The sequence below is a fragment of the Nocardia speluncae NBRC 108251 genome, assembly GCF_001613245.1.
Classification (GTDB): Bacteria; Actinomycetota; Actinomycetes; order Mycobacteriales; family Mycobacteriaceae; genus Nocardia; species Nocardia speluncae.
The window spans coordinates 34,433-45,892 of the sequence record NZ_BDBZ01000047.1; the positions used below are offsets into that span (position 1 = coordinate 34,433).

Consider the following 11,460-nt stretch of genomic DNA (forward strand, 5'->3'; position numbering starts at 1 on the left):
AGGTTCCGTGCACTATTCGGTGCAGTGATCAAACCAGACCACCCCTGCCGGGCATAAAGTGCAGGTAGAGCGGTATATATCCGGCTGGGTGTTACCCGGGATTGTCTATACACAAAGCTGTATAGACATGCTCGGTCGGCGCGTACCTGCCTCCGTCCGGCTGCCTCCCTGTATGGCAATGGCCCCTTGCTGTCCTTTGAATCCATTTATCTTCATTCCCGTTCTATTCATTATCCTGCTTTCCGGATTAAATTGATTATTACTTTCGGTGAGACCGCCACGGCCGGCCGTTGGTCTGTGTGCATTTCTTTCTTGTCTTGCGCGGTCGAATTCGCGTGATCGAGGCGGAATTCCGGAAATGTTTCTGCCTTTTCGGGTTGTGAGCTCACTGTGGGTCGAGCTACCGTCGAGTCGTTCCCGGAATTCGCCGGGGAAATCAACGGAAATCCCATTGGTGGCCTCGCTACACGTATGCCACGATCCGCGCATTGGTGCGTGAAATGGGATGGAACTTTCAGGAGATGAAATGGCTAACAACGCGACCCCGGCCCCCGCCGCTGGTGCCCGTTTGGGCAATGGTGAATTGCGGCGCATGGTCGCCGGTGCGCTGGCGAACAATCCGGGCGGTGAGTTGTCACCGCGTGAGATCGCGAAAGCCCTCGCGCGTTCTTCCGGGGCTGTCGGTAACGCGCTCGAGGCACTGACCGCCGCCGGGTACGCCGACCGCACCTCGGCCTCACCGCGCCGCTATCGCGCCAACGCACACACCGCCGCCGCTGCCGCCCCGGCCCCCGCCGCTACGCCTGCGGCACCCGCCCCGGCCACCAGGGGGTCCGCCGCCCCGGCCGCACCGCGCCCCCGCAAGGCACCCAAAGCCACAACACCCAATGCCCCGGCGCGCACCGGCAACAGGGTGGCACGCCCGAACGGGCAGGACTACCACATGCGCCAGCTCGCCGGGCGCGCCGACGTGGATGTGTTGCAGACGATGCGCACCGCCGAGGTCCCGGTCCTGCTGTACGGCCCGCCCGGAACGGGGAAGACCTCGCTGATCGAGGCTGCCTACGGGGATCTGCTGACCGTGCAGGGGGATGGGGACACCACGGTCGCCGATTTTGTGGGCGAGTACACGCAGAACCCGGACGGGACTTTCGTTTTCGTGCACGGGCCGCTGGTCCGGGCTATGCGTGAGGGCCGGGTGCTGTTCATCGACGATGCGACCCTGATTCCGCCGACGGTGCTGTCGGTGGTGTACCCGGCGATGGACGGCCGCCGCGAGATCGTGATCAAAGCCCACGGCGGCGAAATCGTGAAAGCCGAGCCCGGTTTCTTCGTGGTGGCCGGACACAACCCCGGGGTGCACGGTGCCATCCTGTCCGATGCCCTCGCCTCGCGGTTCGCGTTCCAGGTGCAGGTCGGCAGCGACTACGACCTCGCCGGACAGCTCGGGGTGGAACGGCGCGCGGTGAAAGTGGCGCGGGAGCTGGCCGCCCGGCAGGCCAAAGGCGAGATCGGGTGGGCACCGCAACTGCGCGAGTTGCTGGCGTACCGCAAGATCGCCGCCGCCACCGACTCCGCCACCGCCGCCGCCAACTTGGTCGGGGCCGCCCCCGAGGAGGACCGCGACATCGTGGCCGCCGTGGTGAAAACCGTATACGGCACCAAGCATGCCCCGCTGGCGCTCGGTCCCCGGATCTGACCACCCCCGCCACCCTGCCCTACCTACGAAAGGCATCACCTGCCATGACCGGCCACGTGATCACCGTCCCGGCCCCCGCCGCCCCTACTGCCCCGACGACCGCGCCCGCTGCCCCGGGAACTGTCCCCGCGCCCGCCCCGGCCTCTGTGCCTGTCACCGGTGGATGGGCCACGTTCTCGGCCGCGATGACCGCCGAGGCCCCGCCGATCGCCGACCGTGAGGACCTGTCCGTGACGATCGCCCCCGGTGCCGCGTTCGGGAACCCGGCGGTGTTCATACCGGGCCTCGCGGCGATCGAGATCGACGGCACCCGCCTGTTCATCGACCCCGCCACCGCCCGCCCGGAACGCAACAGCGACCGCAACCGCTACCCGGCGGTGTGGGGTGCGCTGGTGCACGAGTGCGCCCACGCCAAACACACAGCGTGGAGCCCGCCGCTGGTGGCGCACCCGGGGGTGGTCGATGCCGCGATGCTGCTCGAGGAATCCCGGATCGAGGCCGCCCAGATACGCCGCCGCCCCGATGACCGGCATTGGTTGCGTGCCAGCGCCACCGAGATCGTGATCGGCGACAACGGCGGCGCGATCGCCGCCGCCCAGATTCCGCCCACCCCCTACAACGCGGCCCGCAACGCAGCCCTCATCCTGGCCCGCCACGACGGCGGCATCCTCGACCAGGCGGAATGCGCGCCCGCCGTCACCGCGATCGAGGCCATCCTCGGCACCGACACCCTCGACAAACTCCGCGCTATCTGGCGCGAGGCGCACACCGTGGCCGACACCGACACCACCGCCATGCTCGAACTCGGGCAGCGCTGGCTCGATATCGTCGGCCCCGACCCCCACACCGACCCCGTACCGTCCTCCCCGCTGGGGGCAGCGATCGGCGACACCGTGACCAACATAGGCAACGCGGTCGCCGACTCGCCGGTGGCACCCGACCCCGCCGAGATCGCTGCCGCCGCCCGTGACGCCGCGCAACGCGCCGCCAACGATGCTGCCTCGCAAGCGGGGAAGGTGTTCGGCGACGGGTCGGGCCGGGGCCGCACCGAGAGCAGGCAACAGACCCGCGCCGCGAGACGGGACGAGCACACCGCCGCCCGTGTGCTGGCCCGCGCCCTCAACACCGCCGCCACCCGGGAACGGACCACGGTGCGCACGACCTCGGTGGTGCCGCCGGGCCGGTTGCGGATGCGTGGCGCGTTGGCGCGGGAGGCTCAACGCGCTGCCGGGGCCATCCCGACCGCCGAACCGTTCACCCGCACCACCCGCAAAACCGTTCCGTTGCCGCCGTTGCGAGTCGGTATCGCCTGTGACGTGTCCTCCTCGATGGGTGCCTACGCCGCCCCGGTGGCCTCGGCCGCGTGGATCATCGCCCGCGCGGCCGAGCTGGCCACCATGCCCGCCGACACCGCGACCGTGACTTTCGGGGCCTCGGTCAAACCGATCACCTACCCGGGCACCGCCCCGGCCCGGGTCACCGAATTCAGTTGCCCGGATTACCTCCACGTCATCGACACCGCTGTCGAGGCCCTCGACGGTGCCCTCGACCTGGCCCGGCCCGGCGCGACGCGGCTGTTGGTGATCATCTCCGACGGCCACTACAGCGGCCCCAATCGCTACCGCGCCCAGCAACGGGTCGACGCGCTGCACGCTGCCGGGTGCGCGGTGCTGTGGCTCGCACCGGCCGACAGCGACCCGGACCCGCTGTCCGGGGTGAACGTGCACCTCGTCACCGACCCGGCCGCTACCGCCGCCGCTATCGGCCGCGCTGCCACCGCCGCTGTCCGCAACGCGTAACCCACACCGCCCCGGGGGGCGCGGCACCCACCGCGCCCCCGGGGGGGGCGTAACCCCCAGTCCATGAATAGCACCCACAAGAACAGGAGCAACCGAATGACCAGCAACACCCCCGAAAACCTGGACACCGACCACACCACCGAGGCGCTGCACCAGCAGCAGTACGAGACCGCCGACCGCGCCGCCGACCTCGCCCGCCGGTTGGGGGCCATGGCCGCCACCCTGCGCGAGGGCGACTTCCCCGACACCAGCGAGCCCGTGGAATTCGCCGCCCGCGAGATGGACTCAGCACTCACCGAGCTCACCGACCTGCGCACCGACGCCGCCGACGCCGGTCTCATACCCACTATCGATGCCCGGCTCGGGCCGGGCACCCCGGCAGCGGTGGACCCGGACCAGGCGCTCGCCCAGTTCCGTGACTTGCAGTACCGCATCCGCGATGAGCACAACACCTACACCACCCGCCCGGACGGGACCGAGGACCCCGGTGTGTGTGTCGCCCACCATGACCGGCTCGAAGCGCTCTACGCCGAGGCCGCCGACACCATGGCCGCCCTCGACGCCCACCTGTCCACCGGCGGGCGGCTGCCCGCCATGTGGTGCGCCGCGCACCCCTGACACCACTAGCGACCGGCCCCGGTATCGCACTGGGCTCTTCCGATACCGGGGCCACCCCCTTGCCACCCCAAACCTGAAGGAGGACACGACATGAACTACCCCAACCACCACCCCAACAGCAGCACCGCCGCGGAGCAGTCCGGCTCGGCGCAGGCCCGGCTGGACGCCGCGTTCGCGCTGCCGTTCGGGCCGGTACGTGAACAGCGCATCACCGAGGCCGTCCTGGAGTTGATCGCCGCCGAGATCGGCCACCGCAAAACGGCCATCGCCTAGTGCTCCTGGACTGGGAACCCTACGGCGGACTCGGCGTCGCAGGTTTCCGCGACCGTCACGGCCACGCCGTGAATGATCACGACCTCGGCGTCGACATCACCCACTACGGCAGCGATATCCGCGCCGTCGCCGACACGGCGCTCACCTCATCGCTACCGAGTGAGCCCGGCCTCTTCCGCCTCGACCTCACACACCACAACGCCCCGCAGGACGAACGACGGGCACTACACGAAAGGCGAGAAAACCCCATGACGACCACTCCCCGTGTGGGTGACCGGGTCCGCATCACCGGCCTGCTCCCCGCCGACCCCGCGCCCCTCGAAATCGGAACCACCGGAACCGTCACCCACATCAATGACCTGTGCCCCGGCCAGATCTTCGTCGACTGGGACAACGGCCGCGCCCTGATCCTGCTCGACACCGACCCGTTCGAAATACTCCCGGCCGCCTCCGCCGACAAACCCCAGCGACCGCGCGGGTGTTGGGGCCGCCCACCAGGGCGGCCCCAACGTGGTCGGCTACCCCGCAGCTCTCGGCGTGATCGCCTTGCCATGGCCGTGAGGCTGTCCGTCAGGCACCCGTCAGGCGCGCGAGAGTACTACTGATCCATGCGTAGACGACGATGGTGAGGAACCACGCCTGGACAAGGTTCTCGGGGCTGTCGGAGTCGCCGAAAACGGTTGTCAGGTCCTCGACGTCGGCGTTTCGGTCGAGTGCAATGTTCAGCAAGGCAATGGCATTCTCTTGCTCGTCCCGGGTGTATGTGGTGCCGGTGTCGAGGACGCCTTGCACGTCGAACGATTTGGGGATGGGGTGCCGGATGCGGTCGAAGCCGGGGCGCGCGGACAGTAGCGCTCGGATCGATCGCAGGGTTTCCGAGATTACATATGGCCCAAAGCGGAGGGTGAAGAAGACTGTCGCCAGCTCCTGGTCGGATATGAACTCCGATATCGACCACGGTTCATCCGGGTGCTCACCGATCCGAGTCAGTCCATAATGGATGTTGCGGCACAGCTGATTGGGTTCGGTCCAGGTGCGGCCGTTATGCGTCCCACTCGCCGCCCCGCCCTCGGCGATGAACCCCACGAACGAGTACACGTCGTCCAGCGACATGTCGTCGATGGGGACGCCTTTCATCATGTTGAGAATCAACAGATCCTCGCGGGCTTCCCTATGGTCCGGGGTGAATATCTCGCAGTCGATCTGGTAAGCCTCCTCGGCCATCTCGATCGCCTGGGACTTCTCGTTCTCGCCGCCGCTCATGAAGAGAACCTGCGCGAGGTGAAGCAGCGGCGCTGCACGTCGGGGGCGGAAGCTTTGAGGGTCTCGGCCGAACACGTGTAGTGCGTGTTCGAGATCCTGTCGGGCCTCGTCATCACGGCCCATGTGCACCAGGATCCGCCCCCTGATCGCGGCAAAGTCGGCGTAGACGACGGATTCACGAGAGAACCCATGCTCGGAAATCACTTCGCCGGCCCGGGTAAGCTGCTCCCAGGCGAGTTCCATACGGTTGGCGCAGATCGCCGCGTCCGCGACCCGTTCGTACTGCTGAATCCGATCCAGCGGGGAGACGTGCATCGAGCCGTTTTCCGGATCGTAGATCTCGGAGATGATCAATTCGCTTCTCAGCGCTTGGAGGACGTTTCCACGGTCTTTGCTCAGGATGCAAGCTGTGCGATGCATTTTCACGGCGAGGACGGGCGTGATGCTGCGGCCATAGCGTTCGAGGATGTCACTGGCAGTCTCGATCGAGGTTGCTGCTTCGCTTGGCCTGTTCAACATGCGGAGCAACCCGGCCTGAGTGACGAGGACGGTCATGTGCGAGGACGGGTCGAGCTCGATCTGTGTCAGGCGCTCAACAAGGCGTAATACCGATTCTGCCTTATCAGGGCGGCCATGCGTACTGGCAACGGTTTCGGCCGCCGCGGCTGCTTCGACGAGCAGGTGCGGGAGGTCCAACCGCTGTCCGAGTGCGAGGTTCTCCTCGATCGCGGCGAATGCGTCGTCGACGCGGCCTGCGACCGAATACGCGTGGGCGAGAGAGAATCGGATCTGTGTGGCAGCCAGGAGCCAGCGCCAGTCGCTGCTGGTACGCCAAAGATCTTCGGCGGCTGAGATCCCGTGGCTGGCGAAATCGGCGGCTGTCCATCCCTGATGAGTCGCGGACTCGTCGGGGCCGACCAGCGCCAGACGCTGGGCAACGATGGACGTCACCAGCAGCGCTGCAGGACCGGCGCAGCGATGGCTGTACGCCTCGGCGGTGACATGGGCCGCTGAGGCCAGATACGGATCGAGAAACGGAGCGGGCTGGTAAAGCGACCAATCTTGTGAGGGAAGGAACAGACCGACTCCCGCTTCGATCCACGGTCGTGGATCAGGCACTTCCGCGCGCGCTACCCTCGCGATCAAGGGGTGGATCGTGAGTCGGCCGCTACGCGCGGAGACCAACGACAGCCGCGCCAGTGCCTCGATCGCCTGACTGCGAACCGCCCTGCCCCGCAGAGCGGTGCGTACATCGTTGGCGGCGGCCTGCACGGTGTCCTCCGTATCGTGCCCCGGCGGATCGGACGGCACAGCGTCGGTGCGCCGCCGCGAGAACCATCGCCGCTTCCTCGGCTCTGTGTGGCAGTCCTCTCGCGCAGCCACAGGCTGCACCGGGCTAACCATGACCGGAGCGTCGAACACCGACTCGTCGATCGGGGACGGCCCTAGAAACGCCAGCACATGAAGCAAGGTGGAAGAGACCGAAACCGCGGATTCGGCTGCCCTGACGTTGAGCCGGATCGCCTCGACCACGCTCGCCGGATGCCCTGCTGCCTCCCCGAGACGAAGCGTCTCGATGGGTGCCTCACGTAGTCGTGTGATGTAGTCAGAGACGGTGCAGCCCACCACTGTGAGGTAATCCACGGCCTGGTTCAGTGCAAGCGGATGATCGGACAGTTCATGCCGAAGGCGGTATCGATCTTCGGTAGTCGACTCCGGCAGATGAGTCCGCAGGAACTGGGTGCTCTCGTCGGGGTCCCAGGTGCCGAGTTTGAGTTCGGAGTAACCGCTGTCGAGGTTCTTGATGTTGGTCGTGATCAACACCCGGCACAGTGACCTGCGCGGGATCAGCCCCCGGATGTCAGCAGGTTTGGCGACACCGTCGAGGACCAGCAGTGTCCGCGAGGACGGCGGCAGCGAGGGCGCGACCGGTGTGCGCGCCTCGGCGATCCCGGAGGCGTCGTAGTATGGCTGTTCACCGCTCAGCTCCTGGAGCGCAGTGAGAATCTCGGCGCGGCTGCTCGCGCTGACAAAGATCGAGCGCACCAGGTCGGAGTGCAGTGCTGCGAACTGTGTGGCCACACTGGTCTTTCCGCATCCAGTCATGCCTCGTACCACCACGGGAGCCACTGGTGAGGAGCTCCCGAGGTCGAGCCGGGCCGCGATGTCGGCGAGTACTGCGGACCTTCCAACGAAACGGGCATCGGCTTCCCAGCGAAAGCCAATCTCGGGCAGCGCGCCTGAGAGCAGGCGATCGTGCTCGCCGAGCAGGATCGACTCCGCTTCTGTCGCCGGTAGCAGTCGAGTCGCCAAGGCTGCGGCGTCACGAGCGTCCAATCGTGGAAACCAGCTCGTGACGAGGTCCAACCGCGAGTCTGTTAACGGTGGGACCGGTTCGGCTTTGCTCAGGTCGATGATGCGACGCCACAGTGCTTCGAAGCACTGGCCAGCGAACTGAGCCGCTCCAGCGCGCTGTCGGTCAGCCAGAAAGTTGCGGGTGGCTTCGGCGCCGCTGGCGAGAATTTCTTTGCGCCGGGGGAATGGGTCTTCCAGCAGTTCGAGGTCGGCGAGGAACCGTTGTGCATCGATCTCGGCGATCTTGGCTCTGCGCGCGAACCAGGTTACGAAGTCAACGTCAGGCTCACCGGTAGAGGCAAGGCTGACCTGCGACTTCCGAGCCTGGCCGACGATGCCGGCGCTCGTCCAGAAGGCTGGCTTGCAGGACTCGCCGGCCGCAGCCCACCATTCGTATAGTCCGGTGAGCACGTCATCCTTGTCCAGCTCGGTCGGTCCCCACCCACTGTTGCCTTCGATCCGGTTGGGCTCGCGGTGTTTGATCGAGACCAGAGTGGGTCGTTGATGCTGGTGCAGCACGACCGCATCCGAGGAGTGCTGCATGACCACCCCGCAGACGTCGCTGCCTGCCGCGAGCTGCTGGACCAGCCAGAAGGCGATGGCATGCTTCTCGTACTCATTCCACGATTCGGTCTGAGGCCCCCTGTTCTTCGGATCCACAGGCATCCGCCGAATCTGACCGAGATCGACCCCCTTGTTGGTCATGCGGCGAGAATAGCGTTCGGCTACGAAAAATTCCGCACACACGGCGAGGGAGGGAGGCACCTTGGCCAGGGTGCACATGGCTAGTGCGACCCCGCGAGGCTCCGTTTCGAGGCCCTGGCGACCCTGTCCCTGCTTGGATGATGGAGGTTACTGATCTCTCCCGGTCTGCCCGGGGCACGTAGGCGCTTCAGGGTGATGGAATAGCGTCGGCGTGAATACCGACTCTCCGCCGGAAAAGTGAGCACAAGGTCCTTCCCGGGGCCCGCGTTCACCCGGGGCCCAATCTACGCCGGGCTCCTACCCGTGGTAGGTGATCCCGACAAACATGGGTTTCGACGGGCGCGAGAGGATAAACTCTCCCTCGGAGTGTCAGGCCGCGCACGCGCTCCTCTCGTTTCCGCCTGAGTTGCCTCGCCCACGCCGGTTCGGTGACGTCGACAGGCCAAGGTCCTTCCCGGGGCCCGCGTTCACACCTTCCCCCTGTTCGCATGCTTGTTTCGTTGCAGGCAGGGTGGCGTGGGCACCTCTGCCGGGAATGGACGAGAACATGCCGAAAAACAGCAGTGCGCGCCGGCGCCGCCGGGCTCGCAGGATCGAGGCCGAGGGCGGCGTCAAGTACGTCGAAGCGCTCCGGCGCGGAGAAGAACTCGCCGCACAGGCGCGTGAGCACGCCGAAAGGAACTCACGATTGCGGCCCAGCAAGATCGAGATCGGCGGAGTCGAAAAGTACTGGCGGCACGAGGATGCCGGACAGCTCGGTCAGGACGGTATGGCGGACCCGACCGCCGCCGACGTAGTTGCTGCCGCGGAGGCGCTGTTACCGACGGTCCGTGCACTTCAGTCCGCCAAGCTCGAGCCGACCACAGTGGTCGTCCCGTACTGGCAGCGAGGCCGGCTCACCCAGAAGGAGTTGAACGAAGAATTCCGCACGACGATCCGTGAGGTGATCGCCGATCTCGAGCGCGTGCGTGAGGACGCCGATATCGGCTGTATTGAATGGGCGACCGTGGCCGCTGGCTACTACGGAGTGCGCGTCAAGCTCAATGGCCTGGATCGGATCACCGGCGGGCCGCTGCACGATCGGCTCGAATCGGCCATGGACGCGGCCGACGTGCTGTCCATGACGGCCGAAGCCGTCCACAGTCGAGGGTGTCTACTCGGCGCGGATCGTTCCCGCCGCTTCGGCTGGGGTTACTCACCCTGTGATGGAGGTGAGGTACGTGTGCGTGTACGGATCTTCGGTGACGACACTCTCATTACCGTTCCCGGGTGCCCTCGACATGCCGCCGAGGAGATCGTCAACTGTGACTACGACGTCGAGGACGGCATGACCGGTGTCGAGGTGATGGGCGGCACGACCGCCGACCTCGATACCGTCTACGACCTCGCTGAGCAGGTTCGCCGCGAACGCGACAAACTCCAGCGCGAACGGCACAAGAACCCGTCCGGAGGCAGGAGTGTGCCCGTGCCGCCGTGGCACCGCGGTCAAGATTACTGGTGACCATCCCCGACCGGGTGCTTCGCTGAGGTATCGACGTTCCTGGTCGGGCGGCGCGGCACACAGCCGAAATGTGTGAGCCACCCCTTCTCCGGTGCGCGTGTCGGTCGGGTGGAGGCCGAACGAGTCCACTGACCATCGCCGGCTAGTTCTATCGGTGAATCGCGAGATCGTTGATTGGTGAATCTCGGCACCGGCACCGGCCCTGGCCGGAAGATTTTGGGATCGGCGAATTGTGACACCGCCGACACCTAAACGCGACTAGCGTCCGGGGCACTCATCCAGTGCCCGGATCCGATCCGCCGCACGCGTCCACCGATCTCGATCGAGCCATCGGGCTTCGGACATGTCAGGATCTGCGATCCCCGACCCTGTGTGATGGTCAGTCCGCGGCTGAGGTGTGCCGTCAGGAGCAACGCCGCGGCACCCGTCGCCTCATCCTCGTCGATGCCGTCGCCGCGGCCAGGGAAGGCTCGGGCCCGGACCTGGCCGGCGGTCTCGTCCTGCCAGGCCCACGCGTAGATCCATTCACCGTGTGGGGGTACGGCGAGTTCGTTGACCTCCTCGGCCGAACCGTACTGCTTGAAGATGCGGGGCGGCGCCCATTCTGCACGGGCCGTGATCCAGCAGAACTCGCTGTCACGACGGGCGGTGACAACCCCTGCGGCAGTTTCGAGTTCCGATGTGCCCAGCAGCCACGCCGTACCAACGCAGGGGTGTCCAGCGAATGGCAGTCGAACCGAGGGTGTCCAAATGTCGATTGTGGCGCGAACGGGGTCGTCGACAAACACCGTCTCGCTGAATCCGAGGTCACGCGCGATGGCGCGTCGCTCTGCGTCGGAGGCGACATTCAAGCCGTGAACGACGCCGAGTTCGTTACCGAAATCGCCTGCTGGTCCACAGAAAACACTCAGTACCTCATGATCGATCACCGACCCAGTTAACCGTAATCACAGGCGTGGCCGTTGTCTGCGGGGTCGCGATGAGCACGCTTCGTCGGCTCCCATGGGAATCGCTGAACCAGTCATCGAGTCACTGGGGAGCGTTCGGCGCCGAGACCGGCAGCTGATTCCCGATCCGTCCAGTTCTGAGATGCGCTCTGGGATCACTAGATGGGGCTTCGGACACGCCCGGCGGCCGGACACGCCGACCGAGGTGACATCGAAATTCACCGATGCGGTCGTCTCGGCTCGGCCTCTGTGACGTCGAAATTGGTCGGTAACTGATCTCAGAATTCACCCTTACAGCCA

8 protein-coding genes are annotated in these 11,460 nt (G+C 66.2%); 6 read left to right on the forward strand and 2 right to left on the reverse strand.

Annotated features, from left to right (window positions below; translation table 11 throughout):
- The first annotated feature begins 526 nt into the window (after positions 1–526).
- The 5 genes from NS6_RS32075 to NS6_RS32095 all read left to right on the forward strand — a co-directional run bounded on the left by NS6_RS32075 (position 527) and on the right by NS6_RS32095 (position 4,994).
- A complete protein-coding gene (locus NS6_RS32075; protein WP_068049925.1) occupies positions 527–1,699 on the forward strand; it encodes an AAA family ATPase in 1,173 nt (390 codons plus the stop codon).
- 44 nt (positions 1,700–1,743) lie between these two features.
- Entirely contained in the window at positions 1,744–3,498 is a 1,755-nt protein-coding gene (locus tag NS6_RS32080) for a VWA domain-containing protein (protein ID WP_168443431.1), read from the forward strand.
- A 96-nt stretch (positions 3,499–3,594) separates the two neighbouring features.
- On the forward strand, positions 3,595–4,116 hold the full coding sequence (locus NS6_RS32085) for a hypothetical protein (protein WP_068049927.1): 522 nt from the start codon (positions 3,595–3,597) through the stop codon (positions 4,114–4,116).
- Positions 4,117–4,206: 90 nt separating this feature from the next.
- Positions 4,207–4,389, forward strand: a complete 183-nt coding sequence (locus NS6_RS32090; RefSeq protein WP_068049929.1) for a hypothetical protein — start codon at positions 4,207–4,209, stop codon at positions 4,387–4,389.
- Positions 4,390–4,457: 68 nt separating this feature from the next.
- Positions 4,458–4,994 carry a DUF4314 domain-containing protein gene (locus NS6_RS32095; RefSeq protein ID WP_157113059.1) on the forward strand — a complete coding sequence of 179 codons (537 nt, stop codon included), beginning with the start codon at positions 4,458–4,460 and terminating at the stop codon, positions 4,992–4,994.
- Here the strand turns inward: NS6_RS32095 and NS6_RS32100 are convergent.
- Positions 4,960–8,712: a tetratricopeptide repeat-containing protein gene (locus NS6_RS32100; protein ID WP_157113060.1), complete on the reverse strand. Its 3,753-nt coding sequence runs from the start codon at positions 8,710–8,712 to the stop codon at positions 4,960–4,962. The genes NS6_RS32095 and NS6_RS32100 overlap by 35 nt on opposite strands.
- A 547-nt stretch (positions 8,713–9,259) precedes the next feature.
- Here NS6_RS32100 and NS6_RS32105 point away from each other — a divergent pair.
- Complete coding sequence (locus tag NS6_RS32105) at positions 9,260–10,213, forward strand: hypothetical protein (RefSeq protein WP_157113061.1); 954 nt, start codon at positions 9,260–9,262, stop codon at positions 10,211–10,213.
- A gap of 248 nt (positions 10,214–10,461) precedes the next feature.
- On the opposite strand, the gene NS6_RS32110 is transcribed toward NS6_RS32105, so the two are convergent.
- Positions 10,462–11,142, reverse strand: a complete 681-nt coding sequence (locus tag NS6_RS32110) for a PhzF family phenazine biosynthesis protein (protein ID WP_068049936.1) — start codon at positions 11,140–11,142, stop codon at positions 10,462–10,464.
- Positions 11,143–11,460: the final 318 nt, after the last annotated feature.

Coding starts and splice junctions, on each gene's coding strand:
- NS6_RS32085 (WP_068049927.1), top strand. CDS start 3,595: ATGACCAGCAACACCCCCGAAAACCTGGACACCGACCACACCACCGAG.
- NS6_RS32105 (WP_157113061.1), top strand. CDS start 9,260: ATGCCGAAAAACAGCAGTGCGCGCCGGCGCCGCCGGGCTCGCAGGATC.
- NS6_RS32075 (WP_068049925.1), top strand. CDS start 527: ATGGCTAACAACGCGACCCCGGCCCCCGCCGCTGGTGCCCGTTTGGGC.
- NS6_RS32080 (WP_168443431.1), top strand. CDS start 1,744: ATGACCGGCCACGTGATCACCGTCCCGGCCCCCGCCGCCCCTACTGCC.
- NS6_RS32100 (WP_157113060.1), bottom strand. CDS start 8,712: ATGACCAACAAGGGGGTCGATCTCGGTCAGATTCGGCGGATGCCTGTG.
- NS6_RS32090 (WP_068049929.1), top strand. CDS start 4,207: ATGAACTACCCCAACCACCACCCCAACAGCAGCACCGCCGCGGAGCAG.